The following is a 26,770-nucleotide window of genomic DNA, read 5'->3' on the forward strand; positions in this document are numbered from 1 at the left end:
CCTTCCAGTTGTCAAAGACAAAAAGGATTGGTTAATTTGTTGACATGATATATTTCGAAATATAAATGTAAATGTCTTGTCAAAACCAATCTTTTTTGATAGCATTGTACTGTTATAAAATAGCAGGGAATAAATGATGGGTGCGTAGCTCAGCTGGCTAGAGCACTTCACTGATAATGAAGAGGTCGATGGTTCAAGTCCATCCGCACCCACCATTTGTTCCCACGTAATAAAATAATAACTTGGGTTCGTAGCTCAGTTGGTTAGAGCGCCACATTGACATTGTGGAGGTCAGAGGTTCAACTCCTCTCGGACCCACCATTAGCCGGGTAGTACTCGGTTATTTGTTTTGGTAAACTTATAATAAAAAAAACTCGGTTGCGGAGCAATCGAGTGGTGTGCGAATAATTACTAGGTCAGGCGGCAGGATCACCGTCAGACTCACTGGTGTCACCGAATCTCGTCTCCAGCCATTGGAAGACATAATCGATGATCGGCTTGACGACTGGCAGTGCGGGATTCTCTGAAGTGCTGCACCGTGGTCCAAGTTGAACGCGTTTGAATTCGCTCGCCAGCACGGACAGCGGTACGCCGTATTGTAGCAGAAGGGTTACGGCCTCCGAGAAGTAGGCCAGAAGTCCGTTGACGATTGAACCATTCTTGTTGATTGTGATGAAGACACTGCCTGGCTTGTCATTGGGGTACGTAACGACGGTGAGAGTAATATACTCTGCAATTACGCCGATGTTGAAACAGTGAGTGTGCGCTAGCTGTTTCCCCGGCAATGGGGTACGCTGTGCTTCGGGCATTAGACACCTCCTTCGAAGTATTGAACGGTGGACGTGGACTAGGTGGTCGGCATCTGTTCTGGCGGAAACACCTGCACGTGGCTGCAGAAGGGGCACATCTCCTCTGCGAACCGTCGGGCGTTTCCGACCATGTCCAGGCCGGTGAACAGCGGAGTAACGCGGGCTGTGAAGACGTCCCGGCCTTCGAGCGGACCGCCCGGGTTGAGCCACAGCAGGCCGTCGTGCGGTTCCTTGGTTAGCAGGCAGTTGCGGATCATTGCGAAGAAACCGAATTGAGTCGTGCTCCTTGCGATTGACTCGAGGAGGTTCTCTCCCGGCCGGTACCTGACCTGTTCCTCCTTGCGGAGGACGAATTCCGGCCTCAGGCGAACCTGGATGTGTCCGCCGGGCTGGGGGCGATGCATGAGGAGGATGGTGGCGAGCGAGAGCACGTCTTCCACTTCGATCACACCACCGGTGATCGAGTGAATAATGTCCTGCACGGCTTCAGGCTTTGGTTTTCTGGTGTGTTTTTGTTTGGTAGCCATTACCTCACCTTCCTAGCTTGAGACCTCGAGAATGAACGGTTTGTCAGGTTAACTTATTGATAGGTAATTGTCAATATTAAATGTCGTTTTTGTTTAATTCTCTGGAGTATTCTATACTAAGGTTAGTACAACAAAAAAATCACCAAATAATATATTAATAATAACTAGCACTGAATAACATGCCTCAACAAAAAGAATCAAATAGCATGGTCAAGCCAAAAGAAATTTCTACTAAGTTATTTTGGTGTTTATATATTTTATCAAATCTTACATGGTTTCCGCTATTTATTTATTCAATGATTATTGGGTCTTGGGCATTTATAATAGCAGGATTTTCATTGTTTTTTGGGATACTTGTAAATCTGGTTCTTCTTATAGTCAAATGGTTTGATAAACGAAAACTATTTATTGTTTCATCATTTGTTTTTATTATTTTTACTGTATTATATTTTGGAGCAAATAAGTTATTATTAGAATATAATAGGATTGGTAGTGATAAAGATATTGCAAATTATAGTATAGCAAATAAATTATCTAGTGAAGCTAAGGTTTTTGATGATTGTAAGCAGATTGCGATACAATATGCTGATATTCAATTATTAGATCTGCCGCTAGGGCGTTGTTTTTCAAAGGTACTTAAATTGACAAATGATTTGGATAAATGCATGGAAATAGCAAAACCTTTTTTATTAGAAGGTTTGTGCATATCTGATTATGCTAGCATAACAAATGATCCAAAATATTGTGAACTGCTCGGTAAGACAGATAGTATTGAAAACTGCAAATACAGTTTGAAAGTTTCTGAGATTGGGTATAATGAAGATTATTTCATTGATTATGACGAATTGAAAAAGGTGTTTTCTAGTATTACTGATATAGAACAATGTTCTAAATTTACGAATATAGACAGTCGTGATGCATGCAGAATATTTTTATCCATTAAAGATAATAAAGCGGAATATTGCTTCAAGAGTGATTACGGATATGATTTTATATATGCTAAGAATTGTATTAATGATGTTGCAAAATATAATAATAATCCTAGTCAGTGTGCAAATATATATTTAACTGGAGATGCAAGTAGAAGTACAAGTTTCGGCAGTTTAAACTATGATAATTACAAAGATTGTCTAACTAATACATTAACTGAAGGAGAATCGCTGGAAAATGCTTCAATCGAAGGGTGCAAATCAATGAATATAGAAATATCTCCTTTGGATTCTGGTATAACGCTTAATATGGTGGCCTCTTGTTTTGGTAATGTAGCACATGAATACAATAAACCGGAATATTGTGACTATTTAGAGAACGAAGTAGGGTCGGGCTTAAGTGAACGAGATCTTTGTTTGTATTATGCTGGATTTAAGTAGAAATAATTTATTGTATTACTAATAAAATAACTATGTCAAAAAAAGAGTCAAAGAAAATTGTGGAGAATTCACAAGCGCATAATAAGGTAGGAAGGAAAAAAATTTCTGATAAATTATTCTTGATTTTATTATTATCATCTAATATTGTGTGGGTTAATGGATTATATATTTTATTTTTTGGTGAAGATTGGGCCGGAATATTTATGTTCCCCGTACCGCTATTAATGATAGCAGTAAATTGGGCCCTTTTTTACTTTAAAAAGACTGATGATGTAAAGAAATTTGTTTTTGTTACGATGTGTTTGACGCTATTTCCAATAATACTTTGGGTGACCGAATCTCTTGGGGGGACCGAATCTCTATCTCTTTGATTAAAATTTAAATTATTAAAACACCGCCAGATTATGGCGGTGTTTTCAGTTTGTTATTTATTTCTACTGTGACTGTTTCAGGGAATCCTTCAGTGTTTTGCCTGCCTTGAACTTCGTAATGGTCAGCCCATGTTCCGTTTTATTCACTTAGAACAATTAAGCTTGAAATATTTTCATTTTAGTATATAAGAGACGTCTCCGTTATCTCCATCTTGGATAGTCCTCATTCCTTGTCTTTTCAATTCAGGATCAATGTCTCCCCAGTCTAATTGATTGGATTCATATTTTTTGCCTGTCATCTTTTCAAATTCGCGGCGAGCATCTGATTTAGGTTCATCTATTACTTGCCGTAAATTCAATTTTACAGCAAGACCCCGTTTAACTAATACTTCACACAATTCTGGTAATTCGGCGCGGGCTAGTTCTCTAGCATCCCTTATTTGAAGTAGGCTTTCAGCCGCTTCTTGCTTAAGTGTTCCAAAGACTTCCTCTTCCCATTTACTATGCCTATTTGATGTTTTTTCTAAAGCAGTAAGTAAGTCTAAAAGTTGCTGATCGCTTTTATCTTCTAATTCTTGTTCTGCTTCTGGATTTGTCGCTATTTCATCTTGATCATGGTCTTCAGGTAAACCTTGATCTGCAAATGCACCAGGAGCCTCTCCCTTAAATTCTGGCATTATATTATTGTTAATTGTTAATAAATTCTTTATACTAAGATTATTATTATTTTAGCAAAATGTCAATTAAATTAGAATTTCTTTTCATTGCCCGCACACGGATAGGTTAGGGTAAAATCAAAATCTATTCTTGCAGGGCATAGCCGAGGCGGGCAAATATAATGACGCCGATTATCTAAAACTTTAATGGTAGCCGCGTGTATGTACGTTATGTACCATTATTAAACGGGCACAAAACACCGCCAGATTATGGCGGTGTTTCGGTTTTTTTATTTATTTCTACTGTGACTGTTTCAGGGAATCCTTCAGCGTTTTTCCTGCCTTGAACTTCGGAACGGTGACTGCTGGAATTTGTATCCGTTCGGTCGGCTTTTGGGGATTAACCCCCATGCGGGCTTCTCTGCGCTTGGCGGAGAATGTACCGAATCCGGTCAGGCTGACTTCGCCTCCGGCTTTCAGGGTGGAGATGACGGTATTTTCAAATACCTCCAGCATCTCTTCCGCCTGTTTCTTCGGCACGCTTAGTTTTTCTGCAATTACGTCTGCTAATTCTGCTTTATTCATTTTTAACCTCCTTCTAGCCGTCGTTTAGATTTGACGGGTAAATAATTTAGATATCTATTTGTTTGTTAATCAGTTCAATGCTGGTCGCTTTTCTCGTGTCGGAGTCTATCTGGACTACTACCGCATTGACCTGGGCTAATCCCTCTTCCGGGAAGTCGAACCGCTCTCTGTCATCATGGAGAAACCGGTTCAGGATTATTTCTTTTTTTACTCCGAGCACCGATTCAGCGGCACCGACCATCCCTACATCTGTGATATACGCGGTACCCTGCGGAAGAATTTTAGCATCAGCTGTCGGAACGTGGGTATGGGTTCCCAGAATCGCGGAAACCTTGCCGTCCGCGTGCCAGCCCATCGCTACTTTTTCACTGGTGGTTTCGGCGTGCAGGTCGACGATTATTCCGGCCAGTTCGGTATTTTTGTAAAGTTCCAGTATTTCGTTCAGGACGTGAAACGGGTTAGTAACGCCGTATTCATCGATAAATACCTGGCCCAGTAAGTTTATCATAAGTATTTTTTTTGTTCCAACTTCGACCACCTGGAAACCTCTGCCCGGTGTTTTATCCGGATAATTCGCAGGGCGGATTACCGGGATATCTTTATCGTCGAGCAGTGCCAGGCCGGTTTCCCGTTTGAAGATATGGTTGCCGGAGGTGCAGAAATCTACTCCTGAGTCCAGTAATTCCTGCAGGGTTTTTTTGGTGATGCCTTTGCCGTGCGCCAGATTTTCCACATTGGCCATCACGAGATCCGGTTTGTATTGTTCTTTCAGGGACGGCAAAATCTTGCTGACTGCGAGCCGGCCTATTTTACCGTCGACATCCCCGAAAAAGAGAACAGTTAACTTCATGATTTATATATCTAGCGGGCATATTCAATAACCCGTGTTTCCCGAATAACGTTTACTTTTATTTCACCCGGATATTTCAGTTCCGCTTCAATTTTATCAGCAATGTCTCTTGCCAGTTTGTGTGATGCAAGATCATCCAGTTCTTCCGGTTTTACAAATATACGCACTTCACGGCCTGCCTGGATGGCGTAGCATTTCTCCACGCCGGCAAATGAATTGGCAAGCTGTTCAATTTCATCGAGCCTCTTAATATACTGTTCGTAGGTGTCTTTTCTGGCACCAGGACGTGCGCCTGAGATGGCATCGGCAACTTTTACGATGATTCCCTCAATCGATGTCGGTTTGTCTTCATGATGCGCGACTGATATGTATGCCACTTCTTCCGGCAGTCCGAATTTCCTCATAATATCCCGTCCGATTTCCGGATGTCCGCCCTGTACCTCATGATCAACTGCTTTTCCGATATCGTGTAACAAACCGCCCTTCTTGGCGACTGCAACATTGGCACCCAATTCCTGGGCAAGCAGTGCGGATATATTTGCCACTTCAATCGAGTGCATCAGTACGTTTTGTCCGTAGCTGGTCCTGTATTTCAGCCGTCCCAAGATCTGTAAAAGTTTCGGATCAAGTCCGGCAACCCCCACTTCATAAGCGGCGTCTTCACCGGCTTTGCGGATATCTGCGGATAATTCTATCTTTGCTTCTGCGATCGCTTCTTCAATGCGGGATGGATGGATTCTGCCGTCTGAAATTAATTTATCCAAAGCCCGCTTCGCCAGATGTCTCCTGATCGGGTTGAATCCGGATATCACAATTGCTTCCGGAGTATCATCTACGATTATTTCCACACCGGTTTTTTGTTCAATCGTTTTTATATTGCGACCTTCTTTACCGATAATTCTGCCTTTCATTTCATCATTCGGCAGAGTTACAGTGGTGGTGGTTGTTTCAGCGACATGAGTGCCGGCATATCTTTGGATTACGGTGCTGAGCAGGGTACGGGCCCTGATTTCAAGTTCTTTTTCATTTACATCATCCATCTTCTTGATGCGTTGTACCAAATTGTCTTTGGATTCTTGTTCAACTTGATCCAGCAGCAGTTTTTTTCCGTCTTCTTTGGATAGTTCGGCTACGCTCTCCAGTTTTGATATCTGTTCCTGCTTAATCTTCTGAATTTCTACTTTGATTTGTTCAACTTGACTTGCCTTATCTCTGACGCGCTGTTGTTGGTTTTCCAGATCAAGCAGTTTCTGGTCAAAACGTGTTTCCCGGTCTTCCAAACGCTTGCGCAGTTGGTTGGTTTCCGTCATCCTGGCCTGTTCTTCCTGCTTGGCGTGCTCAATGATGCTGATCGATTTATCCTTCGCCTGCAGAACAATTTCTTTTTCCTGCGCTTTTGCGTCTTTGACGATTGATTCCGCCTTTGCTTCCGCAGAGTCAACTTGCCGGATTGCCATTTGCTTACGGCCAAAATAACCAATCACCATTCCGATCGGAGCGGCGATGGCTAAAGTGATGATAAAGATTAAATTTTCCATAAAAAGATTCTCCTGTTTTATTAGGGAATCTTCACGATAGGTAAATAGACAAAACTATATGTTTTGCTTAAGAGACAAAGAATTGATATTTCCAACTTCCATAAAACCATCCAATAAAGATTGGCGATTTGTTTTGATAAAGTTTGAGAATATAATGTAAAATGATGTCATCTGATTCTTTGAGCAATCCACTTTCCTAGTGAAGATTCTTAGATTAACTAGTTAATTTATTTGCCAGTAAATACTAGCATAGCCGATTGGCGTTGGCAAGTCCTAAATAGCTGAAATAAAAGCAAAAACCGCCTCTTCGAATTCACACAGGACGGTTTTTTGTCGCTAATATTGGCTTTATTGGATAATTCTGTCGATTATGCCGTATTTTCTTGCTTCTTCCGCGGTCATGAAATAGTCGCGGTCAGTGTCCTTTTCAATCTTTTTCAGTGGTTGTCCGGTGTGACTTGCTAAGATGTTGTTCAACCGGTCTCTGATCTTTAAAATATGCTCAGCACGGATCTTGATATCAACCGCCTGGCCTTCCGCTCCGCCCATCACTTGGTGAATCAGGATTTCCGAATTCGGCAGGGCGAATCTTTTTCCCTTTTTACCGCCCGCGAGCAGGGTGGCACCCATGGAAGCGGCCAGTCCTACGCAGATGGTGGAAACATCCGGGCTGACATACTGCATCGTATCGTAAATAGCCATGCCGGAGGTAACGGATCCGCCGGGAGTATTGATATACAGTTTAATATCCCGCTTCTTATCTTCAGAGTCCAAAAAAAGCAACTGGGCAATTACCGTGTTGGCGATATTGTCATCAATTGGGTCGCCCAAAAAAATTATTCTTTCCTTCAAAAGACGCGAGTAAATGTCATACGCCCGTTCACCCATGTTGGATTTTTCGATAACGGTAGGGATAAGATGCATAGTTTTTATATTAATCTTTTTAAATAAAGGACATCTCTCAGTATACGATGACCGTCTTTTTTGTCAATTTGACATCAGACAATCCGCCAGCCAGTTGCCGTTTCTTTGATCCGGCCTTTAATCGTAAACCCGGCCGCTTTTTTGTGTCCGCCACCGCCGAGCAGTCGGGCGAAAACCGATACATCCACCCCGTCCTGTGTCGTTCTGAGACTTCCTTTAATTGTACCGTCTTTTTGTTCTTTCAGGACCAGTACGGCTTTGGCACCATGTAAATTGTTTAGAAAATTTGCAATCCCTTCCGCACTGTCATTAATTACTCCGCATTCTTCAAAATCTTTTTGGGTGATCACCGTCATTACCGCATCAGTATAATCGCTTTTAACCAGTCTGGAAAATGCTCTGCCCCAGAGCTTCAGTGTTCCGATTGATTGGATATTTAATGTGTTGTTGATTATTTCCTGTTTGCGCGCACCGTTGATCAAAAGCTCTGATGCATTCTGAATCGACTGTGAAGTAGTGCCGAGGTTAGAGAAACTGCCGGTATCAGTCATGATCCCGGTCAGCAAACAGGTGGCCATATCTTTGGAAATATTAAAACGGTTGTGTTCAAAAATCCGGTAAAGAATGTCGGTAGTCGATGCCGCGTTGGTTTCCACCAGGTTGATATGCCCGAAATTTGTATTGGTCGGGTGATGGTCAATATTAATAATTATTGGCTTGTATGTAAGGTTATCAATATGGATTTCAATACCGCAATATTTCAAATCTCCGGAATCCAGAATTACTATCGTATCAAATTCATGTTCATTAAATATTTTTGCATCAGTATTGATTCTTTCTACGCCCGGCAAAAAACTGAATGAATCCATCGGTTCAGTCAGGCAAAAAACGTGGTTAATCCCGACGGTCTGGTCCAGGAAGTGGGTGACTGCTAGCATTGATCCGACAGCGTCGCCATCCGGGTTTTGGTGGGCAATTACAAGCGTTCTCTCGGATTCGGAGAGTCTGTCGAATATTTCTTTATAAAGACTAGCGTTTTGGTACATATAATAGATTAAAAAAAGCCATAAATCACTCTAATCGTCTTCCGTATTTGGAAAACATGCTATCTTAGAGTTATTTATTAATTGTGTCAAGCAGGTCGGTGATATGTTGCGCTTTTTCTTCTGATTCATCCAGACGGAAGTGAATTTTCGGGATAAATTTGATTTTTATCCGGTCGCCGAGCAGTTTCTGAATATTGCCTTTTTCCCGTTCAATTTCGTGTCTTATCTGCTGATTTGCGCTGAATGGCAATATGGAAACAGAAATATTGGCATGCTTTAAATCCGGACTGGTTTCTACCTTGGTGATGGTAACCAGACTACCGGAAGAAAACTCGATCTCCCTGTTCATAATAGAACCGAGTTCTTCTTTGATAAGTTCGTTGATCTGTTTTATCCGTTGGGAAGGCATGGCCTTTCCTGTTATTTGAATTCTATTTTTCGAGCTTTTTTCTCTTCACGGTATACTTCTATGCTGTCTCCAACCTGAATTACGGCGTGAGTTTCAATTTTCATTCCACATTCCGAATCTTTCGGGACTTCTTTTGAATTTTTCTTGTCCGATTGCAGTTGCACAATATGGCCCGATCCGATTTTTTCATTATTTCTGATTATCCGGACTTTGGTGTTATTTTCTATTTTGCCCTGTTTTACTCTGCCGCCGACGATCTGACCGTCTTTCTCGTTTTTGAAAATTGCTAATATCTCCACTTTGCCGAGCTCGGTCTGAATCAGTTCCGGAGACAGCATTTTTTCCAGTTCATCTTTTACAAAATCCAGCAGTTCATAAATTATGTCATACAATTTAACATTCGCCTGGCGGTCTCTTTGGATCTCCTGCGCGTGCGTGGTCAGAACAACGTTGAAACCGATTAAATAAGCGCCGGCTGAATCAGTTTGGATAATGTCTTTTTCTGTTATATTCCCCAGTCCCTTAGATGTTATTGTTGCTCTAACTTCCGGATGCTTCAGTTTGTTTAAAGATTCAATAATTGCTTCCTGTGATCCGAGAGTATCCGTTTTCAAAATTATGTTTAAATCCTGTACCTTTTTTTCTGTCTCTTCATTTTCTGAATTTTCATTTTCTGTGTTTCTTTGGACGATTTGCTGATCTTTTTCTTTTTGGTATGAAATCTCTTTTTGTTTCTTGATCAGATCTTTAATCTCCGCTTGGTTTTTGGTAGTACGTAAAATATCTCCGACCTTTGGCGCTCCTTTCAGACCAAGGATCTGTACCGGCCTGGAAGGACCGGCTAATTTTACGATTTCCCCGCGCCAATCTTTCAGTGCTTTTACTTTGCCGTAAACATCGCCGACGATAATGTTATCGCCTTCTTTCAGTGAGCCGGTCTGTACTAAAACAGTCGCCTGCGGTCCGGCTCCTTTATCAATATGCGATTCGATGATCGTGCCGACTGCTTCCCGGTCCGGGTTTGCTACAATATTTTTCTTTTCCATTTCCGCGACTAATAAAACCATATCCAGTAATTCGGATATGCCTATTTTATCTTTTGCGGAGATTTCAGCAAATACGGTTTTACCGCCCCACTCTTCCGGAACGATTCCCATTTCCGTCAGTTCTTTTTTAACTCTTTCTACATTCGCTTCTGGCTTATCTATTTTGTTGATTGCAACGACAAACGGGAGCTTGGTGGTCTGAATTATTTTATACGCTTCTTTGGTCTGTGGTTTCACTCCGTCATCAGCGGCGACAACTAAAATGGCAATATCAGCGACGCGTGCTCCGCGCCCTCTCATGGCCGAAAATGCTTCGTGGCCCGGGGTATCGATGAGCGTGATCAATTTGCCCTTGTCTTCTATTTGATATGCTCCGATGGACTGGGTAATTCCGCCCGCTTCATCGTCAACAATATTGGTGGTTCGGATGGCGTCCAGCAGTTTGGTTTTACCATGGTCAACATGCCCCATAACAACAACAACCGGCGGGCGTTCTTCGGCTTGGGTATCGTCTTTTAGCGCATCTTCCAGAATTTTAACGTCTTCGCTTTCGCCGTTTTCTTCTAATTCAATCTTTTTGATGGTATAACCCAAATCTTCCGCGATAATGCCGGCCGTATCAAAATCAATCCGCTCGTTCATGGAGGACATGATCCCGTTTTTCATTAATTCCGCAATCAGGCTGGTAACCGGCAGATTCATTTTTTCCGCCAATTCTTTGATTACGATTTGTTCCGGGATGGAAACTTCCTTCTTTTCTGTTGTTTCAGTCATATTAGATATCAGTCAATATTACTATAGGATAGTTGAAAAATGCTATTTGGTCAACCCGATGCCAATGCACTTTTTGAAAATGCATATGGCCCGGGTCAATCTGATGCATTTGTTTTTCAAATGCTCGGGCCAACTCTTCCGGGGCTCATATTAAAAAAATACGCACATCTCTCGTGGTAATTTTTGTTTTTATCTTTAGGTTGTTTTTACTGTGGAATGAGGGTATCAGATCCCCGCGGTATTGCTGTTAGAATTTTCTTTCCTTGCCGACTATGATATTGAGCTTTTTGTTCAACACTTCGACTGTGGCTGGTGTTTTCACAATTGTTTCTCCATCGGCAATCAGTGATACAATTTCCTCACTGATAATCTTGATTTTACGGATAGGAAAAACGCTCTGTTTTTTTGTAGCAAGCTTGTCTTTACCGAAAGCGCTTTTTTCTTTCGGTGTAAAAACCGCTTCCAGGAATCCGTCTTTCGGATTGCAGACATTTTTACGTCTTTCCGTGTCGATCGGAGCGTATGAAAGATTGCAGATTTGGATGCGGTCTGTTTTACTGGTGGATGAAATGTTAAAATGTCCGCCGTTGCATTCCAGAGATACATTGCTTGCTTCCGGAACTTCTAAGCTTGAAAAAAAGTACTGATCATTTACTTTACCGATATCAATTCTCTCAATGATTCTTGCGGAAAGCACGTCACATGCCTTTTCGGCGACGGGGATGCCCAGTATTTTTGCGATGGTACTGTTTTCTATCGGGATGTAGCCGAAAGTTACACCCGTCTGATTTGCGACTGCCGGGAATACCCTGGAAAAAGTTCTGTCCGACCCTACGGCAATTATTGTATCGACACCATTTTTTACACTATCGTTGATAACCTCTTTAATACTCTTCAAAACATTCATTTTTTCAATTTTTCCGTTGATACCTAAATCAATCAATCGGTTTTCGATCTTCGCCAGGGTTTGAGCATATTTCTTATCGCTCAAGAAAGAATCATAGAGATAGTAATACATGGCTTCTTCAACAAGCTTCGGTTAGCAGTTTAACTAAATCGTTTCCGATTTATCATTCTTTCCGGTTCTAGTCTTCAATTTTTGTGCCTCTTCTTTTATTTCCATTGTATCGTTCTGGTCGCAAACGCAATTGCCGTTCAGTGATGCGCCCGCTTCAATGGAAATAATTTTAGTTTTAATATTGCCGGTTACCTTAGCTGTGCTTTTCAGTTCGGTTTTACCCTTTACATATAAATCACCGATTACTTCGCCGGAGATTAAAACATTTGCCGCTTCCAAGTCGGCTTTTATTTTGGCATTTGTCCCGATTTTTAAATCTTGGTTTGTTTTAAGCGTGCCGACAACTTGTCCTTCAACAACAATACTGCCTTCGCCATGAAAATCCCCCTCAACTTTAACCGACGGTCCGATGATTGTTTCGGTCTCTTTTTCTGTCATTTCATTGTCTTGATTTTTGAACATGTTTGGATAATTAATAATAAAAATATCACCCTAATTGTAGCTAATTCTTGCTCATTTGTCAAAAATTAATGATTTCGATTGACCTGCTGTTTTTCTCTAAAATATTTATTTTTACCTTGAACGAAATATTTTTTTTCGGCAGACGTTTTGCTTTCTCCGCCCATTCGATGAGACAGACGGTATCTTTGCGCCCCCAGTATTCCTCGATGCCGATAGATTGTATATTGCTGGGCTCAGGTAGCCGATACAGATCGACATGGCAGAAATATCTCAGCCGTTTTTTTGACAAATTATAAACCCGCCAAAAAACAAAGGTTGGGCTGGTAATACGATTCTTGATACCGAGGCCTTTGGCAACACCTTTAACAAAGACTGTTTTACCCGCCCCCAGATTGCCGTACAGCGCTATTATGCCTCCGCCGGTGATTTGCTTGCCTAGCTCCATGCCGATTTCTTTGGTTTGTTTTTCGTTTTCGGTATAGTATTTTTTCTTGGTTTCTATCATACTTACTACTATAACAGAGAATAATACAACAAAGCCAGAGGATTATGACGGTTTTGATAGCATTGGGGATGAGTCGGCAATCGGTTGGATATTTAGCAATGCTTGACATATATAATCAAATACTATATAGTAATTTACTTATGTTTTTATAAGTTAATTGTATATTAGAGTTAATAGTTATGATGCTTTCTCCCAAAGAGCAGATTCATGAGAACGTAAAAAAAAGTCAAAATATTCTGGTCTGCCTGCCGAAAGATCCGACTACGGATGCGGTAGCTGCTGGTCTGGCGCTATTTTCGGTTTTGGAAAAATTGGATAAAAAAGTCAAAGTCGTGTGTTCAGAATTTACACTGCCTCCGCATAATCAGTTTCTACCCAAAAGCAAGGAAATTATTTCCGATCTAACTTCTTTAAGGAAATTTATCATTTCTCTGGATGTCTCCCGCACTAAGGTTGAGGAGTTAAGTTATGATATAAAAAATGATCAACTCGATATTTATATTACTCCAAAGGACGGAACTTTCAGGGAAAAAGATGTCAGTCTTTCCTCATCGGATTACGAATACAGTTTAGTATTTGTTCTCGACACTCCCGATTTAGAATCTCTGGGCAAGCTGTATGAAAACAACACAGAGTTTTTTTACCATACTCCAATCATTAACATTGATCACAGTCCGACGAATGAGAATTTCGGGCAAATAAACCTGATTGATCTTACCGCTACTTCTGTTTCAGAAATTGTATTTGAAATGATTAAAAACTGGAAAGAGAATATTCTGGATGAATATATAGCAACCAGTTTATTGGCGGGGATAATATCAAAAACTAAAAGTTTTCAGACTGCCTCAGTCACACCCCGCTCGCTAGCGATCGCCAGCCATCTTATTTCCTCTGGCGCGCGGCGGGAAGAAATTGTCCGCCATCTTTACCAAACAAAGTCCGTAGAGACATTGAAGCTGTGGGGTAGGGCACTGGCCAGACTAAAACAAGACAAGCAAAATAAGATTTTTTGGTCGTTATTAAATGAAGAGGATTTTATAAAATCCGGTTCTTCAAGTGAGGAGGATGTTTTGAGTGTTATTGATGAATTAATTATCGATGCTCCGGAAGCGGAAACCGTTATTATCTTCTTCGAAAAGACTAAAGGGGAATACAGCGCAATCATCAGTACGCCTGCTGCTGTTGACGCGATAAAATTACTGTCAGAATACAATCCGGTAGGGACAAAGAATTTTACAAGAATTACGATCAGTGCTGCTGATTTGGCGGGAGCTGAGCAAAAAGTTTTAAATACCATCAGAACGGTTCCGCCCGTCAGATAAAAAAATCCAGAATTTTAATGACAGTGAGCGATAAAAGCTCGCTTTTTTACAATACGCCCAAGATTAGTTATAATTAGCGTATGATAAAAACAATTGATGACCTGCGAAATGGGTCAAACAAACAAACTATCCATATTTCTTCCGAAGAGACTGAAGAAAAACTGGATCAAAAGATTCACGATATAGACATTAAAGAAAAGGAAAAATTAGTTGCAGAAAAAGCAGCTATGACCGGTGTCGGCTATATGAGTCTGAAAGGTTTCCCGATACAGGTTGAAGCTATTTCGGTTATACCCGAACAGAAATCGCTGGAAGCAAAAATCATTTGTTTCTATCGGACGGACGAAGAGCTTCGATTCGGCATTGTCGATATGAATAATCAGAAAAGCAGGGCTATTATTGATGAATTGAATACAAAATACCCGAGTCTGAGAAAGGTTGAATATTTAATCTCAGATTATAGTTTTGAACATGCACATAAATTATATTCAATTGTTCCTAAAATTAAGGCATTTACCGGCAATGTAGAGATTACCGAGGAGGAAATAAATCGCTATAAGCAGGAAATAAAGTCTTTTACTCAACTTGATGAAAAGCTAAAATCTGCTTCAATCACGGATATGATGACAATGATATTGTCCTCGGCAATTCAGGCAAGAAGTTCGGATATTCATATTGAGGCGGAGGAAGAGGATGTTAAAATCAGATTTCGGATTGATGGGGTTTTACAGGTTGTTGCTGTTTTAGGGAAAGAAGTCTGGCCAAAATTAATCAGCAGAGTAAAGCTTATTTCCGGATTAAAACTGAATATTACGGATATCCCTCAGGACGGCAGAATCACCATCGAGCTAACCGAAGAAAAGATCGACGTCAGAGTTTCAACCCTGCCTTCGGCATATGGGGAAAGCGTCGTGATGAGGCTTTTGATGTCTTCCGTTGCCGGTTTGGAATTTGACAGTCTGGGGATCCGGGGTAAGGCATATGAGGATTTAAAACGGGAAGCCGAGCGTCCAAACGGCATGATCGTAACAACCGGTCCGACCGGTTCCGGAAAAACCACGACACTGTACGCAATTTTAAATAAGCTTAATACTACAAGTACAAAAATTATAACGCTTGAAGATCCGATTGAATACAAATTGAAAGGTATTATTCAAAGCCAAATCCATACTTCTCAACAGAGTGAAAACGAAGGTTTAAAAGCGGCACTGCAGGCCGGATTATCCGGTGGAGGCGGTGGTCAGAAAGAATATACATTTGCACAAGGTCTCAGAGCAATTTTAAGACAGGACCCGGATATCATTATGGTCGGTGAAATCCGAGATTTGGAAACTGCCGAAATTGCCATACAGTCGGCGTTAACCGGGCATTTGGTCGTTTCTACTATTCATACCAATGATGCGGCGGGGGCAATCCCGAGATTTATGTCCATGGGAGTCAAACCTTTTTTATTGGCACCGGCTTTGAACGCAGTGGTCGGGCAAAGACTTGTCCGCCGGATTTGCGAAGAATGCAAAGAAGAAGAAATAGTGGATGAAAATACATTAACGAGAATAAAAAAAATCCTATCAGAAATTCCCGAAAACTCCGGTGAAAAAGTTGATCTTAATAATCTAAAATTCTATAAAGGCAGAGGTTGTTCGGCTTGTAATAATGTCGGATACAAAGGAAGGGTTGGTATTTATGAAATATTTACCATGAATAAAGAAATTGAAGAGATTGTGCTTTCCGGTAAAGTATCAGAATACCAAATGAAAGAGGTGGCAGTGAAAAACGGAATGATTACCATGGCGCAGGATGGTCTATTGAAAGCCAAAGACGGCATTACCTCTGTAAAAGAAATATTTAGGGTTATAGAATAGTTATTAAAATTTAAGAAAAATTTATGTTCGGAAAAAAACCATCACCAAATTTCCACGGAGAAACGGATGTTGCGCCTGTGCCAGAGGTACCGTCGATTACTGCGCAGGATTTGAGAACAGGTTTTAGTCCAGCCCCGATGCCAAAAAATAAACTGATGATTTCTATTGCGATAGGGATTGCAGTGTTTGTGATTGCGATCGGCGGGGTTGTTTATGCTAATTATGAAGGTTATCTGGATATATCATTTTTGCCTTCCAAGAAAGACAAAATCATCAGTGAAATGATGGGTGCAATGCAGACTGTAAAAAAGGCAAAATATAATATTGCGATTGCTACCAAGACTGAACCTTGGGATGGTGTTCATCAACCAGTAGTAGATATCAATAACAGTAATCTTCCAATTGATCAAAGCATGATCAGTGGTGTATTAAAAGATGCACAGCTGCAATTGAATGTTGAATCGTATTTTGATTTGGATATGATGAGCAAGGATATCAAGGCGATGAACGGGTATGTTAAAATGAGCGGCATCTACGGCCAGGGCAATAATCAGATGGCTTTAGGTTTGGAACTTAGGAAGGTTGGTGAGGATGTCTATGGAATGTTGAGTGATTATCCGGCTCTAATTGCCACATTTGTTCCTCAAATCAGCGAGTTAAAAAACAAATGGATTAAAGTTTCCGGTGATGATGAATACGGTAAGTATCTGGACATGGCTTATGAAAGCCAGGACACGATTGACGAGATGTATTCTACAGATAATTACGGCTTTGCCTTTGATACCGGATTTATAAAACTGGGTAAGAAACTTCCATCAGAAGTACTGGACGGGCAGGCGACAATGCATTATCAAATGGTGATGGATATGGATAATTTTGAACCGATGTACGCGCAATTGATGGCTAAAACATACGAGCTACAAAATGTTTTATCAGAAGATCAATTTGCAAATCTGAATCTGAACAGTGTGGATGATTTGAGCAAACTGGAATTGGGAGAGCCGATTACTCCTGACATGATCAAAGCTATGGAGACACTAATTGATAATATGGATATAGAAATATGGGTAGGTGAAGATGATAATGTGGTTAGAAGGATAAAAGCTACTATGTATACGGTCTTGCCGGAAACCCAAAGAACAGCAGAAGTCGGTCAGACAAAAGTTGAAATGCTGATGAATTTAAGTAATGTCAATCAGCCGATGGAAATAACCGCCCCTGAATCAGCAATGACCATTACTGAAGTGGTAGGGATGTTTGCTCCAAAAGATACTGACGAAGACGGATTGGTTGATGCAGATGAGGCAAATTACGGAACTGATATTAACAATCCTGATTCAGACGGAGACAGCTATCTAGACGGATCCGAAGTTGACGGTGGCTATAATCCGCTAGGGGAAGGAAAACTGCCAGTTAGTATCGATCTGGATACTACTTCTATGTATGAGGAGGAAACAAGTGAAACTTGTGCCGCTAATGGTGGAGAATGGATTGTAGCTGAGAAGGCAGGGGCTGAAGAGTGTGCAGCAATCACGGACTGGATAGATTGCGAGGAGATGACTGGTTGTATGTGGGACAGTTTATCTGATTCTGAAATTGATTGTGTCCCCAAAGCAGACTATTGTGCTTGTGCTGATGGAAGTACCTATTTCTTTGGCTGTGACAAAAATGGGTTTCTTAATTTATAACTATAGTTAGCAAAAAAATGCCTCTTTCTACGGAAAGGGGTGTTTTTTATTCACAATTTGCTATAATAGGACGACTATGAAAAGAAAAATAATCATCACATTCGTTATCGTAATTGGTTTATTTATCAGTCTTTATGGTACTGGTACAAAAGCGGCCGTATCTGACTATGAAGGTCGTATCCTGCTGGATGTGGAACGGCACGGAGAAGCTTATTATATTTACCAGGGGCAAAAATATTATCTTGGACGGCCATCACAGGCTTTTGAGATAATGAAGAATTTGTCATTGGGCATCTCAGAAGAAAACTTCAATTCCGGTTTTAAACAAGTTAATGATATTTGGCAAATTTACCGGATCATTGATTCCCGTTTGTTTCCGCATATCCAAGGAAGAATTGTTCTCCGTCCGCAATCGCATGGTGAAGCATATTATGTCACTCCCGGACTTGCCGCTGGGAACGGATATCAGGCGGAATATCTGGACAGGCCAGCTGACGCTTTCCGAATCATGACCAAATACGGATTGGGCGCCCGTTCCGCATTCATTGATTCTATCCCGACCGGAACAATCGATTCTTCACCCTGCGTGCCAGGGGTTGATCCGGGTTGTACTTCATCCGGGGAACTCAATATCATCTCCGTATCCGATACTAGTTTAATTAACGGGCAGAGTATTTCCATATCCGGTAGTGATTTTGGTTCCAAATCAAATGCCAGCCCGCTGGTTTGGGATAATTTTGAGGACGGTTCTGTCGGCAGTACAATCAAAAATACCAAACCGATTATCGGACCGGCGTGGAGTGTTTGGACTAACGGGGGCGATCCGCTGTATGGCAATACCTCTAACAGGGATAACTCCACTAAAAATGCTTTCTTCAATTATTCCGCCTCTGCCGGTTACACAAAATTTCTGCAGTATTACACGGATGTGGATTCGGTCTATTTTACTTTCTGGTGGCGGTTTGATCAGACCAGTTCCCAGCGGACAGCGAATATTAAACCGTGGATGGAGTTTGGTAATCAGGGGAATTGCCCCGGGATTTACAGCGGATTCGGCGCGCCTCCTGATGATAATTATTTGAGAGCCAGTGTAGTGGATTGTGATGCCAACGGCACGGGATATCAGCTAAATGAAAATATGTATGATTGGTACAGTTATAATACACGGATTGATGAAATTGACGGACAGTGGGTGCGCATGGAATTATTTTTGGAACAAAGCAGTACTCCCGGTGTTGCTGACGGTTCTTACCATATGTGGGTTCATCAACCAAACGGCAATGGGATCAATCTGGACATTGAAGCGAATAATATTGTTACCCGCGATACGGTAAATGAATGGTATCAGTGGTGGATACTTGGCTCATATCAAACAGCAGATGAGCGCAGTCCACTGGCGGTTGGTGAAATCCGTGGTGATGATATTTATTTTGACAGCACCCAGGCCCGCATTGAAATCGGTGACACGGCAAATTGGTCCACTAATACGCATCGGGAAATTCAGGTAGCCAGCGCGTGGTCTGATACCGGCACCACTTTTACGGTTAATCAGGGTTCCTTTGCGGACGGAGCAAAAGCCTATCTATTTGTTGTTGATGCCGATGGCAATGCCAGTAGCGGATACCCGATAAGTTTCTAGTAATAATATTGGTAAATAAAAAAGCGGATCTCAGAGTGATGGGGTCCGCTTTGCTAGCCGATCAAGTTGTTGATGGGTATGAGTTTGACCGCGGGGTCTAGACAATAGCACTTGCTGCAGCTGGCAACCCACAGAAACTGCGCACCCTCGAGGGATGTTTCAAATTTTCTAGCCATCGTTTTACAGGTTTGTAATCTTTTTTTCCAGTTTATTAATCGCTTCTTGATACTGCTGGGCCTTTTCCTTTTCCTTAGCTACAATTGCTTCCGGAGCGTTCGAAAGAAAAGCTTTATTTTCAAGCCTGCTCATTAAAGCCTGATATAGTTTCTTTTTTTCTGCTAGCTCTTTTTCTGCTTTTGCTTTTTCTTTTTCTACGTCAATCAAGTCATTATTTGAAATGTAAAAAGAATATTTACCAGAAGTAAGGTTAGAGCTCTTTTCATTTTTTTCTGCAGTAAATTCAACTCTGGCGAGTTTTTCAATTATACCCCTTTCCATATCGGAGAGAATGTTTTTAGCAAACACCGGAATTTTCTTGACCGGCGGTACATTATATTCCGCTTTGAAATTTCTAAGTCTAACGATGATTTCCTGCAAATCAGCAAATTCCTTTTCAATTTTTTCATTAATAATATTTTCTTCACTGACCCACGGCCATTTGCTGATAATCAAAAGTTCTTTATGTCCCATCATCTGCCATAGCTGTTCGGTAACAAACGGAATATACGGATGAGCGAGCGATAAGATGTTTTCCAGGCACGCATACAAAACTAGGGGAGTTTGATCTGACGGTGCTACTTTGGTTATCTCTAGATACCAGTCGGCCAGTTCGCCCCAGGTGAAAGAAAATACTTTTTCTCCGGCTTGCCCAATCCGGTAGTTATCCAAATCATCGGTTACTTCCTGGATTAATCTGTTCAACCGGCTTAAAATCCATTTATCTGACAGCGAGCATTTTTTATAATCAAACTTTTTATTCTGGACGTCTTCAATTTTGATAGTTGTCAGTATGTAGCGGGAGATGTTCCAAATTTTATTAATAAAATTTCTATACCCCTCTATTTTTTCTTCATACAGCCTGACGTCATTGCCGGGAGTTGATCCGATAACGAGAGAAAGTCTTACGGCGTCGGTCCCGAATTTTTGGGAGACTTCCAAAGGATCAATGGTTGTTTCCGGTTTGGATTTACTCATCTTTTCTCCCGTTTTTGTTCTGATTAGGCCGTGCAAATATACATCCTTAAACGGAATCTCTTTTTTGATATACGTGGTCATCATGATCATTCGCGCTACCCAAAAGAAGAGAATGTCATAACCGGTTTCCATCACGGATGTCGGGTGGAATATTTTCTGATCTTTTTCACTCATAGTTGAGAAGGTCCATAAAGCCGAAGAAAACCAGGTATCCAAAGTATCCGGATCCTGTTGCCAGCCTTTACCGGCCGGCGCACTTACTCCTACATAAGTGTCAGTTGTTTCTAGTTGATAATTCCATCCCGGTTTCCAAGCGTTTTTGGAGCGCCAGTCTTCCGCGATTGCCTGCTCCCAGGTTTTCCCGTTAATTAATATCTCCAGGGAAAGCTGGTTAAATTTATGCGCGATGATTGCAACTTTTTTTCCAGGATAATCTTTGGCAATATCTGCGAGCAGATTTTTTAATCTTTGTTCAACATCCTGATAACTCTCTCCTTTACCCGGGTGCTGATGTTCAATATAGTAATTCATGTCTTTGAAAAGCTTGCCGGGTTTTCCGTTTAGACTGCCATAATCACATTCTCTAAGCCTTTTATCTTGAACTTTTTTAGCGTTCGGGAATGCCAGCTCGGCTGTTTCTATAGCACGGCTGAGATCGGAGGTGATTATCACATCAAACTGCTTATGCTTTAAATTTTTTCCCAGATCAACGGATTGTTTTTTCCCTAATTCAGAAAGGGAAGGATTGGACTGTCCGGAAGCAATACCCTTCTCATTGTCCTCTGTTGTGCCATGTGCAAAAAAGGTGATCTCAACAGGCTGTTCCAATTTTTTATACCAAACGGGAATCTGATGACCATACCAGATTTGCCGAGAGATGCACCAATCCCGCAGGTTATCCATCCAATGGAAATATGTTTTATTAAAACGATCCGGGATGATATTAATCTCGCCGTTTTTTACCACATCCCTGGCTTCATCTTTGAGCGACTTTTTCATTCCCGGGGCAACTTTCCCTACACTGACAAACCACTGTTTGGAAAGCATCGGCTCAACAGGTGTGCCACAACGGTAACAGACAGACAGATTATGAATGTACTCCTCATCAATCCGATCCACCAGCCCCTTCTTCTTCATTAGGGCTACTATTTTATCCCTGGATGCGGATGCAGTCACGCCTTCAAACGAGCCGGCTGCTGCAGTAAACTTTCCGTCTTTATCAATAATCTGTTCTATCTCCAGATTATATTTCCCGGCCAGTTCAAAATCCAAATGGGAGTGGGCGGGGGTGATGGTCATAGCACCGGTACCCATTTCCATGTCTGCGGCACGGTCGGCGATCACTTTTGCCTTGATTTTTCCTTCCATCCATTCAACTTCAAATTCTTTACCCACGATGTTTTTGTACCGCTTGTCTTTCGGATGGACAATTATTATTTTGTCAGCAAATTTTGTTTCCGGACGTGCCGTACCGACTATAACCGGGCCGTATTTAAAATAATAAAAAGGTGCCTTCACTTCTTTGTATTCCACTTCATCATCTGCCAGCGTGGACTGACAGCGTGGACACCAATTAACCACCCGGTTTCCGCGGTAAATCAAACCGTCATCATACATCTTTTTGAAAACTTCTCTGACAGTCTTGGAAATGTTTTCATCCAGCGTAAAGCTTTCTCTGGACCAGTCCAGTGACGAACCCATGCTTTTAAACTGTTTGGTGATGGTTTTTTTTGATTCGTTGACGAATTTTTCTACTTCGCCTAGGAATTTTACTTTGCCTAAATCATGGCGGGTCTTGCCTTCTTTTTTTAAATTTTTTTCCACCACATTTTGAGTGGCAATAGCCGCATGGTCCATACCCGGGAGCCACAGGGTTTTATATCCCTGCTTTCTTTTGTATCTGATCAGAATATCCTGAATAGCAAGTCCTGCAGCATGGCCGATATGCAGTTTGCCGGTGACATTCGGCGGAGGCAAAACAATGGAGTAGGGTTTTTTATGGTTCTTGGGCAGATTGTCAGGATTAAAAAAGCCGGAGTCCTCCCAGACTTGGTAAATATCACCCTCAACTTGCTTCGGATCGTATGCTTTTGCTAATTCTTTCATATAGTCTATTTTAGCCTAAAATCGCAGTCTCGTCATCTCTTTATTACAAACAAAAAACGCCAAACGGCGCTATCTCTAGGATGCAGTTAGATGACTATCCCGATAACGAAACCGAATAGTGCAGCCAGTAAAGCAATTAATAATGCCACCCAAGAAAGCTGTGTTCTCCGGAAAGATGTACCGGTCCTGATATTTGCTTCAACATTTCTTAAGAAAGACAATTTTTCATTCAGTGTCCAGTCCTTTTTCATGCCTTTTTGATCTAGCCAGGCGTCCAATTTCTTTAGTTGTTCAAGGCTGTTATTAAAATGCCTCTCCAAAAAAGGATCGTATTCCTCGGCGGAAACATTTTCCAGCATTTCCTGCATTTTATTCTTAATTCTATTCTTTTCCATCTGTTCTATTATATAACACTATTTTTTCTTAAGATAGTTCCCAATTCGGATCGACCTTAATTTTATTGATCGGGGTGAATTTTTTCTTTTTGGCATGGAAGCATCCCGCAACAGCAATCATCGCCGCGTTATCAGTACAATAGTTCAAATCTGGTAGCATAAATTTTACTTTTGGTACTTCTTTTTTTAGTTCATTTTTCAAATCAGCCCGGAGTCTCCTATTTGCCGCCACTCCTCCGGCCAGTAAAACAGTTTTTACCTTGTGTACTTTGGCGGCATGCGCTGTTTTTTTGATCAGAACGTCAACCGTCGCTTTTTCAAATGAAGCGGACATGTCAGCGATTATATTTTTATTTTTGAAATTATGCTTTTTTGATTGTGATGCATAAAGCACAGCCGTTTTTAATCCTGAGAAACTGAAGTCATGGTTTTTTTCCCTCAACATCGGCCTCGGCAATTCAAATGCTTTTTCATTCCCCTTCATTGCCAGTTTGGAAATTATCGGTCCGCCCGGATAGCCGAGTTTCAGAATTTTTGCCACCTTATCAAATGCTTCACCGGCGGCATCGTCCCTAGTTTTACCCACCAGTTTGTAGTGCCCATGCTTTTTCATCAGGATCAGTTCAGTGTGTCCGCCGGATACGATCAGAGCAAGCAAAGGGAACGTTACTTTTTGGTTGTTCGCAAAATTGGCATACAGATGCGCTTCAATATGGTTGATGGAAATAATCGGTTTATCCCAAGCGTGTGACAGTGTCTTTGCCGTTTCTATTCCTACTATCAGAGAGGTAATCAGTCCTGGACCGGTAGTTACAGCTATAGCATCAATATCTTTTGCTGAAATTTTTGCATAGACCAAGGACTGATTAACAACCGGTAAAATGTTCTTGATGTGTTCCCGGGCGGCAACTTCCGGTACCACCCCGCCGGTTTTAGCGTGAATTTTGATTTGAGATGAAACAATATTTGACCGTACTTTAAATACACCGCGTATATCTTCTACAACAGAAGCGGCAGTTTCGTCACAGGATGTTTCAATGCCTAAAATTATCATAGATGTATTGTAACAAAAACACAGGATTGATGCTATTTTATTTAATCATCACAAACAAAAATTCTCGACCGGAAATTACTTTTGCATGTCATGTGATGGGATAATAAGTAGCTATTAAACCATAACAATGCTATTGTCCCGGTTAGAGGAACTCCTCTAACCGGGTTGACAAAAATACCATTTAGATGTACGATGCCATGTTTTATAGTTCATTGAAAAATGAGCGGGATATTGCCGTAGCGTTCAGATTAGAAAGAAAGGCCAGTCTAACTTGAACGCTACGGCGATGTTTCCGAAGCACGTCTGGGATTGAATTCCCGAGACGCACGTTTGCTGGACCTAAATGCGGGGAGTAGGCCATGAAGAAGATCGCGGCTTTTGTCAGTCAGGTTGTGGTGATACTGATCACCGTAAAGCTCTTCTACTTCTTCCTTGGAGTAGACTTTGGGCGAACATACCTATGTCCCACCTCGACCAAGGAGTTCTTCGCTGTTTACGCCCTGATTCTCGCAGTGATCGGGTGCGTCATCTCGAACACGATCGAGATTCCCATTGCGGAATTTCGAGGTTTCAAGGAAATGGGAGTGTTCATCCTGTTCCTCGTAACTGCCTGTGTGATTGCTGGCGGCATCTGTCGGTCCGCCATTACCTATAGAGGATCCGCGCTGGGATTATTTATCCCAGGATTGTTCTTGTTGATCCCGATGACTTTTATTTGCGTATTGATGTGGTCGGCGTTAGTTTATGTTCCTGTTTGTGTTTATGATGGCAACAAGCTGTCAGTCAGCTGGTGGACGAGAATGTCCATCCAGTTCGTGGTCACGGTTGTACTCCTGACCAACGTGGTCTGGGGTGACAAACTGCCCATTCAAGATTGGGGCAGATCGCTCACTCTCATCGCTTGGAGGTAATATCGCACCCCACAGGTCAGCAACATCCACGAGAGGAAATGAAGATGATCAAGTTCCGCACTCTGATCGTTGCCGTCGTTCTGATGGCCACCGTCATGTCCACCGCCGTCTTCGCTGCGAGGGAGGACGCTGTACCGCTCACACTCGAGGTCTTGAAAGGTCCGGCGGCATTGTACGCGATTCTGGTTGTGATCGCGTTCGTGTTCGCCGTCATCATCCACAAGTTGCTTAATACGCGTGGCAAGTAGCTAGCCCTTTGGACTTTGAGCGCTTGGGCTTTCTTTAGCCCTTGATCTCAGTCCTTGGACAAATCGCATAACCCCGCCCCTGTCTTCGTAGTAAACGAATGATGGATGCGGGGTTTTTTATTTTTCAAAATATTTTTTGCTCAGAATTTTCAAGTAATCTTGGTTTCAGCAGATTGATCAAGCAGGCGCGACGCCGACGTCGCGCCAATACTTGCCTATGCTTGTCAGAGCGCAGGTTCTAAATAATTTTGGGATACAAAGCTTTAGCTTTATAAACATTGGTAAGTCTAAAACCTTACATTCCATTAAGGTGGTGCATTTAGTTTAGACTACTTTTCACACCCCTTGCCATTGACAATTCCACTCCAAAATGCTAACGTGTGATGTTTCGTCGCACCTTTATAACAGATCTTGGGCTACAGTGTTTTGTGAGTGTTTTGTCACGCTCTCAGAAATCTGTAGCTCACAGTGTGGTGTTTCATTTCTTCACGCATACGGCGTGAAGTATGAGATCATCCACCGAAAGTAGAAGGAGAACGGTCATGTGGAAAATGAAGTCTTTCGGACAGGTGCTCAGGGAAACAATACGGGAAGATCGCCAGAGAGAACGTGAGATGGAACGCGAAGCAGGCGGTCAAAGGCGACAGGAGCCCGCGGGGGAAATCTACGGATATGCCCCCAATCCTTCAGATCGTCCTGTGTTCATCGAACCTCCCGATCTCGGCGTCGAGTTCGAGCTCACGATCAGGGGCGACAACTCCGAACACAGATGGATGGTCGACAAGCTCGCCGGCAGTTTCAAGTTCAAGAACTACCGGTATTACGGACTGAAGCCGAAGAAAGAGGGCCGGCAAACTCGCCGGTTCAAGCTCGTCAAGGTCGGCTATCGGCCGGATGTCAGCGGAATCTGCCGGGAGGTGGCCAGACAAGGTATGTACACACCCGAATCCCAGTGGCTGGAGGCCTTCCGTCGCGCCTATCCCGTACAGGGCGAAAGGCCGGGAATCGGAATCGCGAATCCTGACTGGGAGGGCCACTACCCGGTTCTTCATTGCAATTCTTCCGGGTGGTATTATTGCCTGCGCCGCCCTGAATTCTGCTCCGAGCACTGGATCTGGCTCGTAGGCTGCGAAACCAGACCTTCGGGGACTAACGTCTAATGTCCCATTTACTCCCTTGAACCCGGTCTTCACCGGGGCAAGTCTTCCCCCCCCCACACGGCGTGTCTTTCACAGGACATACCGTGTGGGGATTTTATTTTTGGGAGTATAGAGATAGAATTCATCGAATTATTAATAACAAAAAATCCTCCGGTTGGAGGATTAATTTATTTATTGATGGTACCGCCTAGGGGAATTGTGTCCTGGGTTGCGGCGACGCGCCACCGGCGCCTCGCCGATCGCTCGACTGCTCCTGTACCATTCGGTACAGGTTTGTCTCGCTTCAACCCTTCAATTCCTA

Annotated in this window: 25 protein-coding genes and 2 tRNA genes; 11 read left to right on the forward strand and 16 right to left on the reverse strand. The window is 42.2% G+C overall.

Translation table 11 applies throughout. The annotated features are described in order from the left end of the window. The first annotated feature begins 138 nt into the window (after window positions 1-138). Together WCW66_06165 and WCW66_06170 are read left to right on the forward strand one after the other, a co-directional pair. Window positions 139-215: transfer RNA gene (locus WCW66_06165), tRNA-Ile, on the forward strand. 29 nt (window positions 216-244) lie between these two features. Next, window positions 245-321, forward strand: a tRNA-Val gene (locus WCW66_06170). 95 nt (window positions 322-416) lie between these two features. Here WCW66_06170 and WCW66_06175 read toward each other — a convergent pair. Together WCW66_06175 and WCW66_06180 are read right to left on the reverse strand one after the other, a co-directional pair. Continuing rightward, window positions 417-809 (reverse strand): hypothetical protein, encoded by a 393-nt coding sequence (locus tag WCW66_06175; protein MFA6392295.1) that lies wholly within the window; start codon window positions 807-809, stop codon window positions 417-419. A 38-nt stretch (window positions 810-847) separates the two neighbouring features. After that, the gene (locus WCW66_06180; protein ID MFA6392296.1) at window positions 848-1,336 is read right to left on the reverse strand and encodes a hypothetical protein; all 489 of its coding nucleotides are present in this window, start codon (window positions 1,334-1,336) and stop codon (window positions 848-850) included. A gap of 179 nt (window positions 1,337-1,515) precedes the next feature. Here WCW66_06180 and WCW66_06185 point away from each other — a divergent pair, with 179 nt between their 5' ends. Together WCW66_06185 and WCW66_06190 are read left to right on the forward strand one after the other, a co-directional pair. Further along, window positions 1,516-2,706 (forward strand): hypothetical protein, encoded by a 1,191-nt coding sequence (locus WCW66_06185; GenBank protein MFA6392297.1) that lies wholly within the window; start codon window positions 1,516-1,518, stop codon window positions 2,704-2,706. Between the two features lie 32 nt (window positions 2,707-2,738). Beyond that, a complete protein-coding gene (locus WCW66_06190) occupies window positions 2,739-3,077 on the forward strand; it encodes a hypothetical protein (protein ID MFA6392298.1) in 339 nt (112 codons plus the stop codon). A 173-nt stretch (window positions 3,078-3,250) separates the two neighbouring features. Here the strand turns inward: WCW66_06190 and WCW66_06195 are convergent, their stop codons facing one another. The 11 genes from WCW66_06195 to tsaE all read right to left on the reverse strand — a co-directional run bounded on the left by WCW66_06195 (window position 3,251) and on the right by tsaE (window position 12,890). Next, window positions 3,251-3,754 (reverse strand): hypothetical protein, encoded by a 504-nt coding sequence (locus tag WCW66_06195; protein MFA6392299.1) that lies wholly within the window; start codon window positions 3,752-3,754, stop codon window positions 3,251-3,253. A 279-nt stretch (window positions 3,755-4,033) separates the two neighbouring features. Continuing rightward, window positions 4,034-4,318: an HU family DNA-binding protein gene (locus tag WCW66_06200; GenBank protein MFA6392300.1), complete on the reverse strand. Its 285-nt coding sequence runs from the start codon at window positions 4,316-4,318 to the stop codon at window positions 4,034-4,036. Window positions 4,319-4,364: 46 nt separating this feature from the next. Then, complete coding sequence (locus WCW66_06205) at window positions 4,365-5,168, reverse strand: TIGR00282 family metallophosphoesterase (protein ID MFA6392301.1); 804 nt, start codon at window positions 5,166-5,168, stop codon at window positions 4,365-4,367. An 11-nt stretch (window positions 5,169-5,179) separates the two neighbouring features. Further along, window positions 5,180-6,706 carry a ribonuclease Y gene (gene rny, locus WCW66_06210; GenBank protein MFA6392302.1) on the reverse strand — a complete coding sequence of 509 codons (1,527 nt, stop codon included), beginning with the start codon at window positions 6,704-6,706 and terminating at the stop codon, window positions 5,180-5,182. Between the two features lie 348 nt (window positions 6,707-7,054). Next, a complete protein-coding gene (gene clpP, locus WCW66_06215) occupies window positions 7,055-7,630 on the reverse strand; it encodes an ATP-dependent Clp endopeptidase proteolytic subunit ClpP (protein ID MFA6392303.1) in 576 nt (191 codons plus the stop codon). A 74-nt stretch (window positions 7,631-7,704) separates the two neighbouring features. Beyond that, on the reverse strand, window positions 7,705-8,676 hold the full coding sequence (locus tag WCW66_06220) for a DHH family phosphoesterase (protein ID MFA6392304.1): 972 nt from the start codon (window positions 8,674-8,676) through the stop codon (window positions 7,705-7,707). A 70-nt stretch (window positions 8,677-8,746) separates the two neighbouring features. Continuing rightward, a complete protein-coding gene (gene rbfA / locus WCW66_06225; GenBank protein ID MFA6392305.1) occupies window positions 8,747-9,085 on the reverse strand; it encodes a 30S ribosome-binding factor RbfA in 339 nt (112 codons plus the stop codon). An 11-nt stretch (window positions 9,086-9,096) separates the two neighbouring features. Then, on the reverse strand, window positions 9,097-10,905 hold the full coding sequence (gene infB / locus WCW66_06230; protein MFA6392306.1) for a translation initiation factor IF-2: 1,809 nt from the start codon (window positions 10,903-10,905) through the stop codon (window positions 9,097-9,099). Window positions 10,906-11,152: 247 nt separating this feature from the next. After that, complete coding sequence (locus WCW66_06235) at window positions 11,153-11,923, reverse strand: diacylglycerol kinase family protein (protein ID MFA6392307.1); 771 nt, start codon at window positions 11,921-11,923, stop codon at window positions 11,153-11,155. Window positions 11,924-11,956: 33 nt separating this feature from the next. Continuing rightward, complete coding sequence (locus WCW66_06240; protein ID MFA6392308.1) at window positions 11,957-12,385, reverse strand: polymer-forming cytoskeletal protein; 429 nt, start codon at window positions 12,383-12,385, stop codon at window positions 11,957-11,959. A 58-nt stretch (window positions 12,386-12,443) separates the two neighbouring features. Then, on the reverse strand, window positions 12,444-12,890 hold the full coding sequence (tsaE, locus tag WCW66_06245) for a tRNA (adenosine(37)-N6)-threonylcarbamoyltransferase complex ATPase subunit type 1 TsaE (GenBank protein MFA6392309.1): 447 nt from the start codon (window positions 12,888-12,890) through the stop codon (window positions 12,444-12,446). Window positions 12,891-13,069: 179 nt separating this feature from the next. On the opposite strand from tsaE, the gene WCW66_06250 reads away from it, so the two are divergent. The 4 genes from WCW66_06250 (at window position 13,070) to WCW66_06265 (ending at window position 19,401) form a co-directional block, all read left to right on the forward strand. Beyond that, window positions 13,070-14,212, forward strand: a complete 1,143-nt coding sequence (locus tag WCW66_06250) for a DHH family phosphoesterase (GenBank protein ID MFA6392310.1) — start codon at window positions 13,070-13,072, stop codon at window positions 14,210-14,212. Between the two features lie 80 nt (window positions 14,213-14,292). After that, the gene (locus WCW66_06255; GenBank protein MFA6392311.1) at window positions 14,293-16,074 is read left to right on the forward strand and encodes a GspE/PulE family protein; all 1,782 of its coding nucleotides are present in this window, start codon (window positions 14,293-14,295) and stop codon (window positions 16,072-16,074) included. A 23-nt stretch (window positions 16,075-16,097) separates the two neighbouring features. Then, complete coding sequence (locus WCW66_06260; protein MFA6392312.1) at window positions 16,098-17,762, forward strand: hypothetical protein; 1,665 nt, start codon at window positions 16,098-16,100, stop codon at window positions 17,760-17,762. A 76-nt stretch (window positions 17,763-17,838) separates the two neighbouring features. Then, window positions 17,839-19,401, forward strand: a complete 1,563-nt coding sequence (locus tag WCW66_06265) for a hypothetical protein (GenBank protein ID MFA6392313.1) — start codon at window positions 17,839-17,841, stop codon at window positions 19,399-19,401. 180 nt (window positions 19,402-19,581) lie between these two features. On the opposite strand, the gene WCW66_06270 is transcribed toward WCW66_06265, so the two are convergent. The 3 genes from WCW66_06270 to tsaD all read right to left on the reverse strand — a co-directional run bounded on the left by WCW66_06270 (window position 19,582) and on the right by tsaD (window position 24,150). Next, complete coding sequence (locus tag WCW66_06270) at window positions 19,582-22,701, reverse strand: class I tRNA ligase family protein (protein MFA6392314.1); 3,120 nt, start codon at window positions 22,699-22,701, stop codon at window positions 19,582-19,584. 86 nt (window positions 22,702-22,787) lie between these two features. Then, on the reverse strand, window positions 22,788-23,096 hold the full coding sequence (locus WCW66_06275; GenBank protein MFA6392315.1) for a hypothetical protein: 309 nt from the start codon (window positions 23,094-23,096) through the stop codon (window positions 22,788-22,790). Window positions 23,097-23,124: 28 nt separating this feature from the next. Then, on the reverse strand, window positions 23,125-24,150 hold the full coding sequence (gene tsaD, locus WCW66_06280; GenBank protein MFA6392316.1) for a tRNA (adenosine(37)-N6)-threonylcarbamoyltransferase complex transferase subunit TsaD: 1,026 nt from the start codon (window positions 24,148-24,150) through the stop codon (window positions 23,125-23,127). Between the two features lie 359 nt (window positions 24,151-24,509). Here tsaD and WCW66_06285 point away from each other — a divergent pair, with 359 nt between their 5' ends. The 3 genes from WCW66_06285 to WCW66_06295 all read left to right on the forward strand — a co-directional run bounded on the left by WCW66_06285 (window position 24,510) and on the right by WCW66_06295 (window position 26,469). Then, the gene (locus WCW66_06285) at window positions 24,510-25,061 is read left to right on the forward strand and encodes a hypothetical protein (protein ID MFA6392317.1); all 552 of its coding nucleotides are present in this window, start codon (window positions 24,510-24,512) and stop codon (window positions 25,059-25,061) included. 38 nt (window positions 25,062-25,099) lie between these two features. Next, window positions 25,100-25,309 (forward strand): hypothetical protein, encoded by a 210-nt coding sequence (locus WCW66_06290; GenBank protein MFA6392318.1) that lies wholly within the window; start codon window positions 25,100-25,102, stop codon window positions 25,307-25,309. 614 nt (window positions 25,310-25,923) lie between these two features. Next, the gene (locus WCW66_06295; GenBank protein ID MFA6392319.1) at window positions 25,924-26,469 is read left to right on the forward strand and encodes a hypothetical protein; all 546 of its coding nucleotides are present in this window, start codon (window positions 25,924-25,926) and stop codon (window positions 26,467-26,469) included. Window positions 26,470-26,770: the final 301 nt, after the last annotated feature.

It is taken from the genome of Patescibacteria group bacterium (genome assembly GCA_041664365.1).
Lineage (GTDB): Bacteria > Patescibacteriota > Patescibacteriia > UM-FILTER-42-10 > UM-FILTER-42-10 > JAHJEX01.